General features: G+C 71.9%; 17 protein-coding genes. All 17 read left to right on the top strand.

From position 1 onward, the window contains the following. Positions 1 to 7: 7 nt before the first annotated feature. The 17 genes from ARC20_RS05305 to ARC20_RS05225 all read left to right on the top strand — a co-directional run bounded on the left by ARC20_RS05305 (position 8) and on the right by ARC20_RS05225 (position 18,527). A complete protein-coding gene (locus ARC20_RS05305) occupies positions 8 to 559 on the top strand; it encodes a COG4648 family protein (protein ID WP_057645430.1) in 552 nt (183 codons plus the stop codon). After that, the gene (locus ARC20_RS05300) at positions 552 to 2,228 is read left to right on the top strand and encodes an ApeI family dehydratase (protein WP_057645700.1); all 1,677 of its coding nucleotides are present in this window, start codon (positions 552 to 554) and stop codon (positions 2,226 to 2,228) included. The genes ARC20_RS05305 and ARC20_RS05300 overlap by 8 nt, the downstream gene beginning before the upstream one ends. Next, a complete protein-coding gene (locus tag ARC20_RS05295; RefSeq protein ID WP_081418045.1) occupies positions 2,221 to 2,979 on the top strand; it encodes a glycosyltransferase family 2 protein in 759 nt (252 codons plus the stop codon). Before ARC20_RS05300 ends, ARC20_RS05295 begins: the two co-directional genes overlap by 8 nt. Continuing rightward, positions 2,976 to 3,923, top strand: coding sequence for a lysophospholipid acyltransferase family protein (locus ARC20_RS05290; RefSeq protein ID WP_057645698.1), 948 nt, complete (start codon positions 2,976 to 2,978; stop codon positions 3,921 to 3,923). Before ARC20_RS05295 ends, ARC20_RS05290 begins: the two co-directional genes overlap by 4 nt. Then, complete coding sequence (locus tag ARC20_RS05285) at positions 3,913 to 5,457, top strand: HAL/PAL/TAL family ammonia-lyase (RefSeq protein WP_057645696.1); 1,545 nt, start codon at positions 3,913 to 3,915, stop codon at positions 5,455 to 5,457. The genes ARC20_RS05290 and ARC20_RS05285 overlap by 11 nt, the downstream gene beginning before the upstream one ends. Beyond that, positions 5,447 to 5,866 (top strand): acyl-CoA thioesterase, encoded by a 420-nt coding sequence (locus ARC20_RS05280; protein ID WP_057645424.1) that lies wholly within the window; start codon positions 5,447 to 5,449, stop codon positions 5,864 to 5,866. Before ARC20_RS05285 ends, ARC20_RS05280 begins: the two co-directional genes overlap by 11 nt. Then, the gene (locus ARC20_RS05275; RefSeq protein ID WP_057645420.1) at positions 5,863 to 6,486 is read left to right on the top strand and encodes an outer membrane lipoprotein carrier protein LolA; all 624 of its coding nucleotides are present in this window, start codon (positions 5,863 to 5,865) and stop codon (positions 6,484 to 6,486) included. Before ARC20_RS05280 ends, ARC20_RS05275 begins: the two co-directional genes overlap by 4 nt. Continuing rightward, entirely contained in the window at positions 6,479 to 8,833 is a 2,355-nt protein-coding gene (locus ARC20_RS05270) for an MMPL family transporter (protein WP_057645418.1), read from the top strand. Before ARC20_RS05275 ends, ARC20_RS05270 begins: the two co-directional genes overlap by 8 nt. Before the next feature lie 26 nt (positions 8,834 to 8,859). After that, entirely contained in the window at positions 8,860 to 10,101 is a 1,242-nt protein-coding gene (locus ARC20_RS05265; RefSeq protein ID WP_057645415.1) for an NAD(P)/FAD-dependent oxidoreductase, read from the top strand. Further along, positions 10,089 to 10,649 carry a DUF3261 domain-containing protein gene (locus tag ARC20_RS05260; protein WP_057645414.1) on the top strand — a complete coding sequence of 187 codons (561 nt, stop codon included), beginning with the start codon at positions 10,089 to 10,091 and terminating at the stop codon, positions 10,647 to 10,649. The genes ARC20_RS05265 and ARC20_RS05260 overlap by 13 nt, the downstream gene beginning before the upstream one ends. Further along, positions 10,646 to 11,836, top strand: a complete 1,191-nt coding sequence (locus tag ARC20_RS05255) for a beta-ketoacyl-[acyl-carrier-protein] synthase family protein (protein ID WP_081418044.1) — start codon at positions 10,646 to 10,648, stop codon at positions 11,834 to 11,836. The genes ARC20_RS05260 and ARC20_RS05255 overlap by 4 nt, the downstream gene beginning before the upstream one ends. Further along, positions 11,833 to 12,288: a hotdog family protein gene (locus tag ARC20_RS05250; protein WP_057645410.1), complete on the top strand. Its 456-nt coding sequence runs from the start codon at positions 11,833 to 11,835 to the stop codon at positions 12,286 to 12,288. Before ARC20_RS05255 ends, ARC20_RS05250 begins: the two co-directional genes overlap by 4 nt. Next, a complete protein-coding gene (gene fabG, locus ARC20_RS05245; RefSeq protein ID WP_057645407.1) occupies positions 12,285 to 13,019 on the top strand; it encodes a 3-oxoacyl-ACP reductase FabG in 735 nt (244 codons plus the stop codon). Before ARC20_RS05250 ends, fabG begins: the two co-directional genes overlap by 4 nt. Next, positions 13,016 to 14,257, top strand: coding sequence for a beta-ketoacyl-ACP synthase (locus ARC20_RS05240; protein ID WP_057645404.1), 1,242 nt, complete (start codon positions 13,016 to 13,018; stop codon positions 14,255 to 14,257). The genes fabG and ARC20_RS05240 overlap by 4 nt, the downstream gene beginning before the upstream one ends. Before the next feature lie 28 nt (positions 14,258 to 14,285). Beyond that, positions 14,286 to 14,726 (top strand): hypothetical protein, encoded by a 441-nt coding sequence (locus ARC20_RS05235; protein ID WP_057645401.1) that lies wholly within the window; start codon positions 14,286 to 14,288, stop codon positions 14,724 to 14,726. 212 nt (positions 14,727 to 14,938) lie between these two features. Continuing rightward, positions 14,939 to 15,196 carry a YcgL domain-containing protein gene (locus ARC20_RS05230; protein WP_057645398.1) on the top strand — a complete coding sequence of 86 codons (258 nt, stop codon included), beginning with the start codon at positions 14,939 to 14,941 and terminating at the stop codon, positions 15,194 to 15,196. After that, entirely contained in the window at positions 15,189 to 18,527 is a 3,339-nt protein-coding gene (locus ARC20_RS05225; RefSeq protein WP_057645394.1) for an ankyrin repeat domain-containing protein, read from the top strand. Before ARC20_RS05230 ends, ARC20_RS05225 begins: the two co-directional genes overlap by 8 nt. Positions 18,528 to 18,530: the final 3 nt, after the last annotated feature.

Below are 18,530 nucleotides of genomic sequence, written 5' to 3'. Positions count from 1 at the left end.
GGCCGCCGTGAACCGACTGCGCGCGGCCGCGCTGCTGTTGCTGTCGCTGGCCTATCCCGTGCTGGTGTACCTGGCGATGGGACGCTTCGAGCCGCGCTGGCTGGCGCTGCTGCTGTTCGCCCTGGCCCTGCTGCGCGCGGTGGCCACGCGCCAGCCGGTGTGGCTGGCCGCCTCGGCCGGCGCCGGCGTGCTGGCGCTGCTGGCCACGGTGCTCAACCAGGCCCTGCCGCTGAAGCTGTACCCCGCGCTGGTCAACGCGGTGATGCTGGCCGTGTTCGCGGTGAGCCTGCGTTTTCCGCCCAGTGCGGTGGAGCGCATCGCCCGCCTGAGCGAGCCGGACCTGCCGCCGCAGGCCATCGCTTATACCCGCCGCGTCACCCAGGTGTGGTGCGGCTTCTTCGTGCTCAACGGCACGCTCGCGCTCGCCACGGCCTTCTGGGCGTCGGAACGGACCTGGGCGCTTTACAACGGATTGTTGGCTTACGTGATGATGGGTGTGTTGTTCGCGGTGGAATGGTGCGTGCGCCAGCGGGTGAGGGCGGCGCATGGCCATGGCTGAGTGGATTGCGCTTGATCGCCTGGCGCTGGCCGAGGCGCCTGCGCGCGCGGTGCGGCCGGGCCTCGCGCATGCCGCGTGGCGGCAGCGCGTGGCCGACTGGCACGCCGCGTTCGCCGCCGCGTCCGGCGAGGACTGGGCGCTGTACCTTGCCGACGAAGCCGAATTTTCCGCCGCGCTGTTCGGTGCCTGGCATGCCGGCAAGCGCGTGTTCCTGCCCGGCGACGACCTGCCCGGCACGCTGGATCGCCTCGCCGCGCACGTGCACGGTTTTGCCGGCGACCTGCCCGCGACAGTGAAGCCGCTGCGCGCCACGCCCGGCGCCGGTGATGCGCAGGCGCTGCGCGCGCTGGACGAGGAAGCCGCGCGGCTGGTGATGTTCACCTCCGGCAGCACCGGCGAACCCGCGGCGATCGCCAAGTGCCTGCGCCAGCTCGCACGCGAAGTGGAAGCGCTGCAGGCCGCGTTCGGCGAACTGGCGCAAGGCGCGCGCGTGCACGGCACCGTCTCGCACCAGCACATCTACGGCCTGTTGTTCCGCGTGCTGTGGCCGCTGGCCGCCGGGCGCGAAACGATGCCGCGCGCGTTCTTCCACGAGGACATGGTCGCCGCGATGGCCGGCCACGATGCCCTGCTGGTCGCCACGCCGGCGCATCTCAAGCGCATTCCCGAACAACTCGACTGGGCCGCGCTGCAGGGCCGCCTGCGCGCGGTGTTTTCCTCCGGCGGCCCGCTGCCGGCGGATTCCGCGCATGACGTGCGCCAGCGCCTGGGCGTGGCCCCGACCGAAGTGTTCGGCAGCAGCGAGACCGGTGGCATCGCGTGGCGCCGCTGGGAAGCCGAGGCACCGCACTGGCACCCGCTGCCCAACGTGCAGTGGCGCATCGATGGCGAAGGCCACCTCGAAGTGCATTCGCCGCACCTCGCGCAGCCGCATTGGTGGCGCAGCGAGGACCGCGCCGAAGCGCTGCCCGATGGCGGCTTCCGCCTGCTCGGCCGTGCCGACCGCATCGTCAAGATCGAAGAGCGCCGCGTATCGCTCGACGCCCTGCAGCAACAATTGGTGCAGCACCCCGGCGTGGCCGAGGCGCGCGTGCTGGTGCTGGCGGGCGCACGCAGCGTGCTCGGCGCGGTGATCGTGCCGAACGACGCCGGCTGGGCCGCGTTGCGCGGGCCGGGCCGTCGCGAATTCTCGCGGCAGCTCTCCGCGCACCTGGCCGACAGCTTCGATGCAGTCACGCGGCCGCGCCGCTGGCGTTTCGTCGAGGCGCTGCCGCTCAACGCGCAGGGCAAGGTCACCGAGCCGGCCCTGGCGAAGCTGTTCCGCCCGGCGTATCCGCAGCCGCAATGGCAGGCGCGTGGCAGCGAGGCGGCCGAGCTGGACATCCTGCTCGATCCTTCGCTCGCCGCCTTCGATGGCCATTTCCCGCAGGCCGCCATCCTGCCCGGCGTGGCGCAACTGGACTGGGCCATCCACTTCGGCCGCGAGGCGTTCGCCATCGAGGCGCCGTTCCAGCGCATGGACGTGCTGAAATTCCAGCGCGTGCTGCGCCCGGGCGACCAGGTGCGCATGTCGCTGCAATGGAACGCCACCCAGCAGGTGCTGGCGTTCCGCCTGGTGTCCGACCACGGCCCGCATGCCAGCGGCAAGGTGGTGTTCGGCCATGCCTGAGGCCTTCCGCCCGCTGGTGCTGATCCCGGTCTACGACCACGAGCACGCCATCGGCGGCATGGTCGAAGGCGTGCTCGCCACCGGCGAGGATTGCCTGCTGGTGGACGATGGCTCGCGCGCCTCGTGCGCCGCCGTGCTCGACGCACTTGCCGCGGCGCATGCGCCGCGCGTGCGCCTGCTGCGCCTGCCGAACAACCAGGGCAAGGGCGGGGCGGTGCTGGCGGGTTTCGCCGAGGCCGCGCGGTTGGGCTACAGCCACGTGCTGCAGATCGACGCCGATGGCCAGCATGACCCGGCCGACATCCCGCGCTTCCTCGACCACGCGCGCCGCGCGCCCGGGCAGATCGTCTCCGGCGTACCGCAGTACGACGAGAGCGTGCCGAAGGGCCGCCTGTACGGCCGCTACGCCACGCACATCTGGGTGTGGATCAACACCTGGTCGCTGCAGATCCGCGATTCGATGTGCGGCTTTCGCGTCTATCCGCTGCCGCCGGTGCTGCGGCTGATGGCCGAAGAGCCGATCGGCCGCCGCATGGATTTCGACACCGACATGATCGTGCGCCTGTTCTGGCGCGGCGTCGGCGTGATCAACCTGCCTACGCGCGTCACTTATCCGCGCGACGGTGTCTCGCATTTCGACGTGTGGCGCGACAACGTGCGCATCAGCCGCATGCATACGCGGCTGTTCTTCGGGATGCTGCGGCGCTCGCCGCGCCTGCTGTGGCGTCGCCTGCGCGGGGCCGCCGCATGAACGCCGCCGCGCGCACGCCGCACTGGGCGGAGATCGGCGAGAGCACCTCGGCCGCGGGTATCGCCTTCCTGTGCGGCGTGCATCGCTGGTTCGGACGCTGGCCGTTCCGCGTGTGCCTGTATCCGGTGGTGCTCACGCACTGGCTGCTCAACCGCACCGCACGCCACGCTTCGCTGCAGTACCTGCAACGCCTGCATGCGCATGCAGGCGTGTTCGCGCGGCCACCCGGTGCATGGCAAAGCCTGCGCCACTTCGCCTGCTTCGCCGAGACCGTGCTGGACAAGCTGCTCGCCGCCGGCCGCCGCTATCCGTCCGAACGCGTCGCGCTGCATCGCGACCAGGTGCTGGCGCTGGTGCGCGAAGGCCGTGGCGGGTTGATCGTCACCGCGCACATCGGCTGCCTGGAGCTGTGCCAGGCGCTGGCCGAATCGGTACCCGGCTTTCGCATCACCGTGCTGGTACATACCGCGCACGCGCAGCGCATCAACCGCATGATGCGCAAGCTCGACCCGGGCCACCGCGTCGAACTGCTGCAGGTCACCGACATGGGCCCCGGCACCGCCGCAGTGCTGGCCGAGCGCGTGGCGGCCGGCCAGTTCGTCGCCATTGCCGGCGACCGCGTACCGGTCGGCGGCGGGCGCGTGGTGCGCGTGCCGTTCCTCGGCCATGCGGCGCCGTTCCCGATTGGCGCCTACGTGCTGGCCTCGGTGCTGGCCTGCCCGGTGTTCACCATGTCCTGCCTGCACGCGGGCGAGGGCTATCGCGTGTCGTTCGCCCGGTTCGCCGAGCGCATCGTGCTGCCGCGTGGTTCGCGCGACGCCGCCATCGCCGAGCAGGCCACGCGCCTGGCCGCATGGCTGGAAGCGCAGGTCGTGGCCGCCCCCTATGACTGGTTCAATTTCTTCCCCTTCTGGGATCAGGTTCCGCATGAAGATGGACAATGAGCTGCCCGTGCAGCCCTTCGGCAGCGCGCCGCTGGCGATCGAATCGGTGGTGGGCCTGGCCCGCCGCACCCATGTCGCCGCGCTGAGCGACGACGCGGCGTTCCGCGCGCGCATCCAGCGCGGCGCGGATTTCCTCGACCGCCTGCTGGCCGAGGACGGCGTCATCTATGGCGTCACCACCGGCTATGGCGATTCGTGCACGGTGAACATCCCGCCGCGGCTGGTCGCCGAACTGCCGCACCATCTCTACACCTACCACGGCTGCGGCCTGGGCCGTTTCCTCGACGAGGAAGAAACCCGTGCCGTGCTCGCCGCGCGCCTGGCCTCGCTGAGCCGCGGCATGTCCGGCGTCAGCCTGCCGCTGCTCGAAGGCCTGGCCACGCTGCTGCGCCACGACGTGCTGCCGCTGATCCCGGCCGAGGGCTCGGTCGGCGCCAGCGGTGACCTCACCCCGCTGTCCTATGTCGCCGCCGTGCTGTGCGGCGAGCGCGAGGTGATGTACCAGGGGCGGTGCCGGCCCGCCGCCGAGGTGCTGGCGCAGATCGGCATGACGCCGCTGAAGCTGCGTCCGAAGGAAGGCCTGGCGATCATGAACGGCACCGCGGTGATGACCGCGCTCGCCTGCCTGGCGTGGCGCCGCGCGGATTACCTCTCGCGCCTGGCCACCCGCCTGACCGCCTTCAACGTGCTGGCCAGCAACGGCAACGCGCACCACTTCGACGAAGTGCTGTTCTCGGCCAAGCCGCATCCGGGCCAGACGCGCGTGGCCGCGCGCCTGCGCGAAGACCTGCACAGCGACCGCCCCAGCCGCAACGACCAGCGCCTGCAGGACCGCTACTCGCTGCGCTGCGCGCCGCACGTCATCGGCGTGCTCGAAGACGTGCTGCCGTTCCTGCGCCAGCTCATCGAGACCGAGCTCAACAGCGCCAACGACAACCCGCTGATCGACCCGGACCGCGAGCAGATCCTGCACGGTGGCCACTTCTACGGCGGCCATATCGCGCTGGCGATGGACACGCTGAAGAACGCCGTGGCCAACATCGCCGACCTGCTCGACCGCCAGCTCGCCCTGCTGGTGGACAGCCGCTACAACCACGGCCTGCCGGCCAACCTCTCCGGCGTCACCGGCGAGCGCGCGCCGATCAACCACGGCCTGAAGGCGCTGCAGATCAGCGTCTCGGCGTGGACCGCCGAGGCGCTCAAGCTGACCATGCCGGCCTCGGTGTTCTCGCGCTCCACCGAATGCCACAACCAGGACAAGGTGAGCATGGGCACCATCGCCGCGCGCGACTGCCTGCGCGTGCTGACGCTCGCCGAGCAGGTGGTGGCCGCGATGCTGATCGCCGCGCGCCAGGGCATCACCCTGCGCGAGCGCGTGCAGGAGCGCGCCGCGCTCGGCGGCGGGGCCGAGGCGATGCACGAGGACCTGTGCGAACGCATCGCGCTGGTCGAGGAAGACCGCGCCCTGGATGGCGAGCTGCGCGCGCTGGTCGCGCATATCCGACAGGAGCAATGGGCCCTGTATGTCGACTGAGCTGTCCATCGAGATCGAGCTGAGCCCGGCCTTCCATGACTGCGATGCAATGCACGTGGTCTGGCACGGGAACTACTTCAAGTACTTCGAGATCGCCCGCTGCGCGTTGCTCGCGCGGCATGGCTACGACTACCCGCAGATGCAGGAATCGGGCTACCTGTGGCCGGTGGTCGATACGCGGGTGAAGTACATCCGCCCGCTGCTGTACGCGCAGGCGCTGAAGGTGTCCGCGCGCATCAGCGAATACGAGAACCGCCTGAAGCTCGACTACGAGATCCGCGACGCCGGCACCGGCCAGGTGCTGACCCGCGCGCACACGATCCAGGTCGCCGTGCTCGCCGCCACCGGCGAACTGCAATACGTCTGCCCTCCCATCCTGTGGGAGCGGCTGGGAGTGCAACCGCAATGAAATCCTTCGTGTTGGCCCTCGCGCTGGCCCTGCTGCCGGCGCTGCCCGCCCTGGCCGCGCCCGCCGTGCCGCCGGAACTGGCGCAGGTGCAGCAGCGCGTCGCGCGCCCGGCGTTGCTGCGCGCCGATTTCGTGCAGGAAAAGCAGGTCGCCGGTTTCCGCAACCCGCTGCGCTCGCAGGGCCAGTTCGTGCTGGCGCAGGAACGCGGGGTGATCTGGCGCACGCTCAAGCCGTTCCCCTCCGACGTCGTGCTCACCCGCGACCGCATCCTCAGCCGCCAGGCCGACGGCAGCGTGCAGGTCGAGGTGGATGGCCGCCAGCAGCCGGCACTGCGCGCGATCAACGCGATGATGTTCGCGCTGATGAGCGGCGACGTGCAGGCGATGTCGGCCAGCTTCGAGGTGCGCGCCGAACTGCTGCCGAACAATGGCTGGCGCCTGCACCTCACGCCGCGCTCGGCGATGCTCGCCAAGGCGTTCGCCTCGCTGCAGCTGGAAGGCGACCAGTACGTGCGCAAGGTGGAGATCGAGGAAGCCAACCACGACCGCACGCGCCTGAGCTTCGACAACTTCCGCCTGGCGCCGCCGCTGGCCGCCGACGAGGCCCGCAGCCTTGAGTGAGCCGAACACGCACGCGGCGGGCGCCGAGGCGCGCCTGCATCGTCATTGGCGCTGGGTCGGGCTGCTGTGGCTGGCAGTGGTCGTGGCGGTCGCCGCGCACCAGTGGAGCTTCTGGCGCGGCGCGCACATCGACAGCGACGTGCTCGCGCTGCTGCCGCAGGATGCCAACGACCGCCTGCTCTCCGACGCCACCCGCCTGATCGCCGACAACAGCGCGCGCCAGGTCGTGGTGCTGCTCGGCAGCGAAAGCGCCGAGGGCGCCAAGGCCGCGCAGGCGGCGTATTCGCGCGAGTTCGAGGCGGCCGATGGCAAGGACGCCCTGCCGCTGGAGGAGAACGCCTCCGTGCAGGGTTGGTTCGACCAGGCGCGCGCGTTCTATGCGCCGTATCGCGACCGCCTGCTCACCGACGCGCAGCGCGCGCGCCTGCAGGGCACCGATGACGCCACGCTCGGCCAGCAGGCGCTGGCCGCGCTGTACGGCCCGCTCGGCGCGCCGCGTCTCACCGAATGGAACCGCGACCCGCTTGGCCTGTGGCCGCAGTGGTGGCAGGCCCGCGCGGCCGGTACCGGTCTGCGCGTGGGCGACGACGGCCTGCTGCAGGCCGATGGCCGCTACTGGGCGGTGATGCAGTTCCAGACGCGCGATTCGGCGTTCCGCCTCGATGGCGAACAGCGCATCGGCCAGGCGCTGGATGCCGCGGCCGCCGCCGCGCGCACCGCCGTGCCGGACCTGCGCGAACTGCGCGCCGGCGTGCCGCTGCATGCCGAAGCCGCCGCCGCGCAGGCCAATTTCGAGATCAACACCATCGGTTGGGGCTCGCTGGCGGCGGTGCTGCTGCTGGTGTGGCTGGCGTTCCGCTCGCTGCGGCCGATCCTGCTGGTGGCCATGTCGCTACTGATCGGCTGCGCCACCGCGCTGTCGGTCACCGCGCTGGTGTTCGGCAAGGTGCACTTGCTCACGCTGGTGTTCGGCGCCAGCCTGGTCGGCGTGGCGGAGGACTACGGCATCCACTGGTTCGGCTCGCGACAGGCCGAACCGAACGCCAGCCGCTGGCAGCTGCTGCGCCACTTGCTGCCCGGCCTGTGGCTGGCGCTGCTGACCAGCGCGCTGGCGTATCTCGCCCTCGGCCTGGCGCCGTTCCCGGGCTTGCGGCAGATGGCGTTGTTCTCGGTGGTCGGGCTGGCCGGCGCGTTCCTCACCGTGATTGCCTGGTTCCCGCTGCTCGACAAGGGCCGCGTGCGCGAAACCCGCTTTGCCCATTGGCTCGGCGGCACGCTCGACCGCTGGCCGCGGCTGGGGCAGGGCACGGGCAAGGTCGCCACGGTGCTGGGCGTCGTGGCCCTGGTGCTGATCGTCGGCGGCCTGCTGCGCCTGCAGCCGAACGACGACCTGCGCAGCCTGCAATCCTCGCCGCCGGCCTTGATGGCGCAGCAGATCGAAGTGGGCCGCCTGCTCGGCATGCCGAGCCCGGCGCAGTTCTTCCTGGTGCAGGGCGCCGACGCCGAACAGGTACTGCAGCGCGAACAGGCGCTGGTCGGCAAGCTCGACGCGCTCGAAGCGCAGGGCCGCATCGGCGGGCACCAGGCCATCAGCGACTGGTGGCCGGCGCAATCGCGCCAGCAGGCCGATGCCGCGCTGACCGCGCGCATCGAAGGCAGCGTGCTGGCGCAGGTTGGCCAGGCCACCGGCGAGACGCTGGCGCGGCCGGGTTACGCCGCGCCGGCCGGCATCGAGACCTTCCTGCGTGATCCGGTCTCGCTGCCGTTCCGCCACCTGTGGCTGGGCAAGCTCGGCAACGGCCAGGCCTCGGTGGTGATGGTCGATGACCTCTCGCGCGCCGACGGGCTGGCCACGCTGCGCGCGCAGGCCGACGGGCTGGACGGCGTGCGCTGGGTCGATCGCACCGCGGACTTCTCGCAACTGCTCGGCCACTACCGCCGCATGATGGGCGCGCTGCTGCTCGCCGGCGTGGTGCTGGTGTTCGGCGTGCTCGCCTGGCGTTACCGCGGCCAGTCCTGGCGCGTGATCACCCCGACGCTGCTCGCCGGCCTGCTCACCGTCGCGCTGCTGGGCTGGTTCGGCCAGCCGCTGCTGCTGTTCAACGTGCTGGCGCTGCTGCTGCTGCTCGGCATGGGCATCGACTACGGCATCTTCCTGCTCGAACACCGCGGCGACCGCAGCGCGTGGCTCTCGGTCTGTGTCGGCGCGGCCAGCACCTGGCTGTCGTTCGGCCTGCTGGCGCTGTCGTCCACGCCGGCGCTGCGCGCGTTCGGCCTGACGCTGCTGTTCGGCATCGGGCTGGTGTGGTTGATCACCCCGCTGTTCCGCCCCGCGCCGCACGACTGACCTCCTCCTCCCACGAAGGCCCTCGCATGACCCGTTCTACGGAAAGAACCGAAATCCTCGTCGTCGGTGCCGGACCGGCCGGCTCGGTCGCCGCCGCGCTGCTGCGTGGCCAGGGCCGCCAGGTGGTGATGATCGAGCGCGAGCAGTTCCCGCGCTTTTCCATCGGCGAGAGCCTGCTGCCGCAGAGCATGGAGTACATCGAACAGGCGGGCCTGTTGCAGGACGTGGTCGAGGCGGGCTTCCAGTACAAGAACGGCGCGGCGTTCGTGCGCGGCGAGCGCACCACCCAGTTCGATTTCCGCGACAAGTTCTCCGCCGGCTGGGGCACCACCTACCAGGTGCAGCGCGCCGATTTCGACCACGTGCTGGCCAAGGGCGCGCAGCGCCTGGGCACCGACCTGCGCTTCGGCCACGAAGTGCTGGCCGTGCGGCCGGGCGCGCAGCCGGAAGTGGACGTGCGCGCGCCGGATGGCCGCGAGTACACCGTGCAGGCGGATTTCGTGCTCGACGCCAGCGGCTTCGCGCGCCTGCTGCCGCGCCTGCTCAAGCTGGAGTCGCCGTCGAACTTCCCGGTGCGCGGCGCGATCTTCACCCACGTGCGCGACCACATCGCGCCGGAAGCCGGCTTCGATCGCAACAAGATCCTCATCACCACCCATCCCGAACACGTGGACGTGTGGTACTGGACGATTCCCTTCTCCAACGGCTGCTGCTCGCTGGGCGTGGTCGCCGAGCCGTCGTTCTTCGACCGCTACCCGGGTGATGACCTGCAGAAGCTGCAGGCCATCGTCGGCGAGGATCCGAACCTGACCCGCCTGCTCGCCAAGGCCGAATGGGCCGTGCTGCCAGTGCGCCGCATCACCGGCTACTCGGCCAACGTCAGTTCGCTGCATGGCGAGGGCTACGCGCTGCTGGGCAATGCCGGCGAGTTCCTCGACCCGGTGTTCTCCTCCGGTGTCACCATCGCCTTCAAGTCCGCCCAGCTGGCCGCCGACTGCCTGGCGCGCCGTTACGCCGGCGAAACCGTGGACTGGGAAGCGGAGTTCGACGCGCCGCTGCGCCACGGCGTGAAGGCCTTTCGCCGCTTCGTCGAAGCCTGGTACGCCGGTGGCTTCCAGAAGATCATCTACCACCCCGACCCGCAGCCGGAGATCCGCCGCATGATCTGCTCCATCCTCGCCGGCTATGCGTGGGACCGCGACAACCCGTATGTGTCCGATCCCAGCGGCCGCCGCCTGCGCGTGCTGGAGGAACTGTGCAGCGCCTGATCGCCCGCGTCCTGCTGCTCGCCGGTGTGCTGCTGCTGGCGGCCTGTGCCGGCGCGCGCGTGCGCCCGCCGGCCATCGCGCTGCCGCCGTTGCAGTTGGCGCCGGCCGCGCTCGGCCAGCCGCTGGCGCTGCAGCAGCGCCTGGTCTTCAGCTACGGCAGCCACCGCAGCACGCTCGACGCGCTGCTGGAAGCCGATGCCAGCGAAGTGCGCCTGGCCGTGCAGGCGCTCGGCCAGACTGGCGTGACCCTGCGGTGGGATGGCCACACCCTGCAGCAGCAACGCGCGCCGTGGCTGCCGCCGCAGGTGCGCGGTGAGCGCGTGCTCGACGACCTGCAGTTCGCGCTGTGGCCGGCCGAGGCCGTGCGCGCCGCGCTGCCCGCGGGCTGGACGCTGGTCGAGCAGGGCGCCACGCGCCAGCTCGAACACGACGGCACGCCCTGGCTGGTGCTGGAGCGCCGCGATGCCAATCACCAGACCCTGCGCAACCTGGCCGAGGGCTATGCCCTGGATATTGAATCGGCCCCGCTGGAATCCAATCCGCAGTGAAAGACGTGTTCCTCAATGAAATGGGCGTGGTCTGCGCGCTCGGCGGCGACGCCGACTCGGTGCGCCATGCGCTGTTCGACACCCGCCCGCCAGCCAACGCCGCCACGGAGGCGGTGACGCCTGGTCGCCCGCTGGTGCTGGGCCGGGTCACCACGCCGTTGCCGGCGATGGACGACATGCCGGTGGAACTGCGGGGGCGCAACAATGCGCTGCTGCGGCAGGCTTATGCACAGATCGCGCCGGCCGTGGCCGCGGTGATCGAACGCCATGGCCCGGCGCGCGTGGCGGTGGTGCTGGGCACCAGCACCTCGGGCATCGGCGAGGCGGAACATGCGCTGCGCCAGCGTGCCGACGGTCAGCCGTGGCCGGAAGGCTTCCATTACGCACAGCAGGAAATGGGCACGCCGGCGCGCTTCGTGCGCCACCTCAGCGGCGCGCGCGGGCCGGCATGGACGGTGTCCACCGCCTGTTCGTCCAGCGCCAAGGCGATGATGTCGGCCGCGCGCCTGCTGCGGGCCGGGCTGGTCGATGCGGTGATCGCCGGCGGCGCCGATTCGCTGTGCCGCTTCACCGTCGAAGGCTTCAGCGCGCTGGAGTCGGTCTCCGCCCAGCGCTGCAATCCGTTCTCGCGCCATCGCGAGGGCATCAACATCGGCGAAGGCGCCGCGCTGTTCCTGATGACGCGCGACGAAGGCGAAGTGCGCCTGTCCGGCTGGGGCGAGACCTCCGATGCGCACCACCTCTCCGCGCCGGACCCGGCGGGCACCGGCGCGATCGACGCGATCCGCCAGGCGCTCGCCCGCGCCGAGTTGACCCCCGCGCAGATCGACTACGTCAACCTGCACGGCACCGCCACCCGCCAGAACGATGCGATGGAAAGCCGCGCCGTGCACGCGGTGTTCGGCGCGCCGGTGCCGGCGAGCGCCACCAAGCCGCTCACCGGCCACACGCTCGGCGCGGCCGGCGCGATCGAGGCGGCGCTGTGCTGGCTCACGCTGGCGCGCAACCCCGCCGGCCTGCTGCCGCCGCACTGGTGGGACGGTGAGGCCGACCCCGAGCTGCCGCCGCTGGCATTGGTCGCGCCCGGGCAGGTCGCCGCGCGCACGCCGCGCCACCTGCTCAGCCATTCCTTCGCGTTCGGCGGCAGCAACGCCGTGCTGGCTTTCTCGAAGGAGGCGGGCCGATGAACGCACCCGGCGACATCGAACAGTTCATCCCGCACCGCGGCATGATGCGGCTGGTCGACCGCGTGCTGGCCTGCGGCGAAGAGGACATCGTGACCGAGGTCCGCGTGCCGGCCGACGCCCTGTTCGGCGACGCGAGCGGCGTGCCGGCGTGGATGGGCGTGGAGTACATGGCGCAGACCGTCGCCGCCTGGGCCGGGCATCGCGCCCGCGCCCGCGGCGAGGAGCCCTCCATCGGCTTCCTGCTCGGCACCCGCCGCTACCAGGCGCATACGCCGCGTTTCGACGCCGGCGCCTTGCTGCGGGTGGAGGCACACTGCGAATTGATGGGCGACAATGGCCTGGGCATGTTCGCCTGCCGCATCGTGCTGGGCGAGGCGGTGCTGGCGACGGCCAATATTTCGGTTTTCGAGCCGCCCGATGCGGCGGCTTACCTGGAGAGTGGTGAGGCATGAAGGGGGAGACGACGGTCCTGGTGACCGGGGCCAGTCGCGGCATCGGCCGCGCCATCGCCCTGCGCGTGGCGCAGGCCGGGCATGACGTGGTGGTGCATTGCCGCAGCCGCGTCGAGGAAGCCGAGGCGGTGGCCGAACAGATCCGCGCATTGGGCCAACAGGCCCGTGTGCTGGGTTTCGACGTGGCCGACCGCGCCGCCAGCGCCGCCGCGCTGCTCGCCGACGTGGAGGCCCACGGCGCCTATTACGGCGTGGTGTGCAACGCCGGCATCGCCCGCGACAACGCCTTCCCGGCGATGAGCGGTGAAGACTGGGACGCGGTGGTGCACACCAACCTGGACGGCTTCTTCAACGTGCTCAACCCGCTGGTGATGCCGATGGTGCGGCGGCGCAAGCCGGGCCGCATCGTCACCCTGTCCTCGGTCTCCGGGCTGGTGGGCAACCGCGGGCAGACGAATTACAGCGCGGCCAAGGCCGGCATCATCGGCGCGACCAAGGCACTGGCGCTGGAGCTGGCCAGCCGCGCGATCACCGTCAACTGCGTCGCGCCGGGGCTGATCGATACCGAGATGCTCGACGCCGAAGTGGTCGAGCATGCGCTGCCGCTGGTGCCGGCGCGCCGGCTCGGCCGGCCGGAGGAGGTCGCCGCCGCGGTGGCCTTCCTGCTCTCGGAGGATGCCGGTTACATCACCCGGCAGGTGATCTCGGTCAACGGAGGACTGGTGGGATGAGCAGCAACGACAAGCGCGTCGTGGTGACCGGCGCAGGCGCCATCAGCCCGCTGGGGCATGACTGGTCGAGCATCCACCTGCGCCTGCGCGAATGCCGCAACGCGGTGCGGCACATGCCCGAGTGGGATGTCTACGAGGGCCTGAACACGCGCCTGGCCGCGCCGGCGCAGGCCTACGAGCTGCCGCCGCACTACAACCGCAAGACCACCCGCAGCATGGGCAAGGTGGCGGTGATGTCGGTGCGCGCCACCGAACTGGCGCTGGAACAGGCCGGCCTGCTCGGCCACCCGGTGCTGCGCGGCGGCATGGCCGGCGTGTCCTACGGCTCTTCCTCCGGCGCGCACGATGCCACCGCCGAGTTCGGCCGCATGCTCAACGAATTCACCACCGCCGGCATCAGCGCCACCACCTACCTGAAGATGATGAGCCACACCTCGCCGGTGAACATCGGCGTGTTCTTCGGGCTCACCGGCCGCGTCATCACCACCTCCAGCGCCTGCACGTCCGGCAGCCAGGGCGTGGGCTCGGGTTACGAGGCGATTCGCAGTGGCAAGCAGACCGTGATGCTGTGCGGCGGCGCCGAGCAGTTGGATGCCACCGCCGCGGCGGTGTTCGACACGCTGTTCGCCACCAGCGTGCGCAATGACGCGCCGGAAACCACGCCGCGCCCGTTCGATGCCCACCGCGACGGCCTGGTGCTGGGCGAGGGCGCCTGCACCCTGGTGCTGGAAGAACTCGAACACGCGCAGGCGCGCGGGGCGAACATCCTGGCCGAGGTCGTCGGCTACGGCACCAACAGCGACGGCCAGCACGTCACCCAGCCCAGCGCCGACACCATGGCCCAGGCGATGCGCCTGGCGCTGGCCGACGCCGGCCTGCAGGCGTCGCAGATCGGCTACGTGAACGCCCACGGCACCGCCACCGACCACGGCGACATCGCCGAATCGCAGGCCACCGCGCAGGTGTTCGGCACCGGCGTGCCGATCAGCTCGCTCAAGAGCTACGTCGGCCACATGCTCGGCGCGTGCGGCGCGTTCGAGGCCTGGCTGAGCATCGAGATGATGCGCGAGGGCTGGTTCGCCCCGACCGTGAACCTGGAGCAGGTCGACCCGCGCTGCGCCGCGCTGGATTACGTCACCGGCGAAGGCCGCGCGCTGGACATCGAATACGTGGCCAGCAACAACTTTGCTTTCGGCGGCATCAACACCTCGTTGATCTTCCGCCGCTGGCCGCATTGACCGTCGTTCAACCACAAGGAGCCCCACCATGAAACGAATTCTCGCCGCCGCCTGCCTGTCCCTGCTGGTCGCCGCGCCCAGCGCCTTCGCCCGCGAAACGCGCGTGGAGCAGTCGCTGCAGGAACTGGTGAATTCGCAGGAAGCCAAGGACGCCGGCATCGACGGCAGCGTGAAGTTCTATCTCGCCGGCCAGAGCCACCCGGCGGTGATCGAATCGTTCGGCAGCGATGTCTCCAACCGCAAGACCAACGCCGCCAACAAGAGCGACGAGGCGGCCTGCCGCTGGGTGACGCTGTCGGTGCTCAAGGCGCTGCAGGACGGCGCCAAGGCCAAGGGCGCCAACGCCGTGATCGACGTGGTCAGCTTCTACAAGGCCAAGGAATTCAGCAGCCCGACCAGCTACGAGTGCTACGCCGGCGCCATCCTCGCCGGCATGGCGCTGAAGGGCACCTACGCGAAGGTGAAGTAAGCCCCGCGTGCCCGACCGGGCCCGTCGCGCGTCGCCGCCGGAACTTCCGGCCGCGGCCCGCGGCGGGCCTTCTCTTTTTCACCGCGCCGTTGCCTGCCACCGGGATAATGAACAGCGCCGGGTGTGAAGCACGCTGGCGAACCTTTCGCCAGTGCCGTATTTCCGACACAATTCCCGCTGGTTTTTCTCTCCGCTGGGCGTGGCCCGCACGCATGCAAGCCTACGTCTACAAGAGCCAACGCAAGCAGGACACCTTCGTCTACCTCGCCGCGCGCGATGCCTTCGGCGCCTTGCCGGCGCCGCTGCTCGCCCAGCTGGGCGCGCTGACGTTCGTGCTCGAAGTGTCCCTGGATGCCCAGCGCAAGCTGGCCCAGGCCGATATCGCCCAGGTGCGCGAGGCGCTGGCCGGGCGGGGTTTCTACCTGCAGATGCCGCAGACCCTGCCGGGCGTGGAGCGTGCCGGTGAGTGACCGCCTGCCGCGCGCGCGCCTGCTGCCGGTGGCCTTCGCGGCCGGTGCGCTGCTGAGCCTGCTCGCCGGTGTCGGCGGGGTGGTCGCGGCGCTGGCGGTGTGCCTGGCACAGCCGGCCTTCGCGCTGGGCGTGTCGTGGGCGCGCGGAACCCGCGCTTTGCCCGCCACGCCCAAGGCCGCCCTCCAGGGTGCCTTGCCGCTGCTGGGCCTGTGGGCCGGCGGCGGCGCGCTGCTCGCCCTGCTGGTGGCCTGGCCGCTGACCGCGCTGCGCGACAGCGGCAGCCTGCCGGCCGCGCTGGCGCTGAGCATCGCGGTGGCCGCGACCCTGCTCGGCCTGTGGCGCACCTGGCCCTTGTGGCACGAACTCGAACGCGAAGGCGGTGACCTGCGCACCGGCTGGCAGCACCTGGGCGGGCGCGAACTGCACGCCTGGCAGGGCCTGGTGGTGGCCGCGGCGGTGCTGGCGGTCTGCGGCGCCGGCCTCGTGCTGGCCTGGCCGGGCCTGCTGGAAGGCGGCGCGCGCTGGGGCGCGGCGGTGGCCGGGGCGCTGCTCGCGCCGGCCCTGCACCTGCTGCTGCAGCGCATGCCCCACGCCGGCACGGCGGCCCTGGCCCCGGCGGCCTCGCCGCAGGCGCGCGAACTGCTGGCCGCGGCGGCCGTCGAATCGGCCCCGCTGGAAACCCTGCCGCGCCACGAATGGGTGCCGGCGCTGTACGACGCCGCGCGCGGCGGCCGGGTGGATCGCGCGCTGCAGCTGCTGGAAGCCGGCGTCGATCCGCACGCCCTGCCCGAAGACAGCTGGCGCGACCAGCGCAGCCTGGTGGTGCTCGCCGCCGTGCTGCCGGACCTGCGCCTGCTTCGCGAGCTCATCATCCGCCGCGTGGACATCAACCAGCCGTACCGCGGCATGACCCCGCTGCTGGCCGCCACGCGCGACAGCTGGCACGGCCGCCCCGACGCGGTGATGACCCTGCTCGCCAACGGTGCCGACCCGCGCGTCACCGATGGCGAAGGCAACACCCCGCTGCACCATGCCGTGCGCAGCTCCGATCCGGGCGTGGCCGCGCTGCTGCGCGATGCCGCCGCCGAGATCGACGCGCTCAACCAGGAAGGCCATTCGCCGCTGGCCGCCGCCTGCCAGGCCGGCAACTGGCGCCTGGCCCGCTTCCTGCTGGAGCGCGGCGCCAAGCCCGAGCCGGCCGAGGGCAGCCCCGTCCTGCTGGCCGCCGCCGGCACCGAGGAAGACGACCCGGCCGGCGTGCAGCTGCTGCTCAAGCACAAGGCGCGCATCGACGCGCGCGACCGCCAGCGCCGCAGCGCCCTGCACGAGGCCGCGCTGGCCGGCCATGCCGAGATCGTCGACGTGCTGCTCGGCGCCGGCGCCAACCTCGACGCCCGCGACCTGTTCGGCCGCACCCCGTTCCTGGAAGCCGCCCGCCAGGGCCGCGCGGCCGTGCTCGAACAGCTGCTGGCGCGCAAGGCCGATTTCACCGCCGTGGACAGCGACGGCCGCGGCGCGGTGATCCTCGCCGCCGCCGCCGAACAGGCCTCGCCGGCCTTGATCCAGCGCCTGCTCGACCTCGGCCTGCCGGCCGACCAGGCCGACCACGCCGGCCGCCGCGCGGTGGACCTGGCCGCCGAAGCCGGGCGCTGGAGCATCGTCGCGCTGCTGGATCCGGAATATCCGCTGCCGGCCGCCGTCACCGATACCCGCGCCGATGCGGACGCCGACCCCGGCGCGCCGCCGCCGGTGCTCGACCGCCCGCCGCTGGTGCTGCTGCGCGAAGGCTTGCAGCTCGGCCGCGGCGAAGGCCTGGCCGCGCTGGCGCGGCTGTGCGCGCCGCAGGAACTGGGCGAACTGCTGCACGACCCGCACCTGGCCCTGAACCCCGACGCCGTGGACTGGCTGCTGCGCCACGGCGCCGACGCCGAAGTGCGCGATGCCTGCGGCGACGTGCCGGTGTTCGCGCTGCTCTCGCGCGGGCTCGATGCCGTGCCGACCCTGCAGGTGCTGCTGCGCCACGGCGTGTCGCCGTCCGGCGCCGGTGGCCTGAGCCGTTTCCTCGCCGCCTGCGTGCAGCAGGACAGCGGCTCGCGTGGCCTGGAGCAGGTCGCGCTCGAACTGCTGGAGCGTGGCGCCGATCCGTTCGCGCAGTCCGGCACCCAGGGCGGCGAGCCGCCGCTGTCGCTGGCCGTGCGCCTGGGCTGGCTGCGCCTGCAGCAGGCCCTGCTGGAACGCGGCGTGGACCGCGAGGCGCGCGACAGCCACGGCATGACCGCGCTGCACCTGGCCACCGCGCTGGGTCGCGAAGCCTCGCTGAAGCTGCTGGTGATGCAGGGCGCCTCGCCGGACGCACGCGCCGCCGACGGCCAGACCCCGCTGGGCGTGGCGCTGTCCACCGGCCGCCGCGACCTGGCCGACTGGCTGGACTGGCGCGTGTGGCCGCTGCCGCGCCGCCCGCTGCGCGCGGCCGACGTGCCGGCCGCCGCCACCCGCGGTGACGCCGACGCGGTGCGCCGCCTGATCGAACTCGGCCTGCCGGTCGACGCCGTCGACGCGCAGGGCTGCACCGCGCTGCTGCGCGCCGCCGGCAGTGGCCATGCCGCGGTCGTCGACCTGTGCCTGGCGCGCGGCGCCGACCCGCAGCATGCCGCCAGCAGTGGCGCCACCCCGCTGTCGGCGGCGGTGAGCATGCGCCAGACCGAGATCGTCGTGGCGCTGCTCGATGCCGGCGCGCAGATCGAACACCGTCTGCCGGGCGGCGTGACCGTGCTGATGCTGGCCGCCGCGCTGGGCCTGCCGGACATCAGCGCGCGCCTGCTCGCCGCCGGCGCCGACGTGCATGCCGGCGACGCGCAGGACCTCGCGCCGCTGCATTGCGCCGCGCTGTATGGCTTCACCGCGCGCGACCGTTCGCGCCTGCTCGCGCTGCTCGATACGTTGTTGCTGGCGGGTGCCGACCCGGAGAAGGTCGCGGCCGGCAAGGTCAGCCCGCTGCTGCTGTTGCTCGGCGCGCGCGCCGAGCCGGGCACGCGCTGCGACGAACAGGTGGTGCTGGCCGGCGTGGAGCGCCTGCTCGACGAAGGCGTCTCGCTGGACGTGCAGGACCCGCGTGGTTTCGGCCCGCTGCACCTGGCGGCCCTGCATGGCCTGCCGGCATTGGTGCAGCGCCTGCTGCGCGCCGGTGCCGACCCGGACCGCCGCGATGGCCTGAACCGCACGCCGCGCGAGATCGCCATCATGCGCGGCTTCGTCGATGTCGCCGGGCAGTTCGAGCCGGCCGTGCCGGGCGTGTCGTCGATGGCGCGCTTCCTGCGCGAGAGCCGGTAAGCC

The sequence above is a fragment of the Stenotrophomonas panacihumi genome (assembly GCF_001431645.1).
GTDB lineage: Bacteria > Pseudomonadota > Gammaproteobacteria > Xanthomonadales > Xanthomonadaceae > Stenotrophomonas_A > Stenotrophomonas_A panacihumi.
Note: the sequence above shows the minus strand (reverse complement) of the source record. Positions and strands in the feature narration are given on the sequence as shown.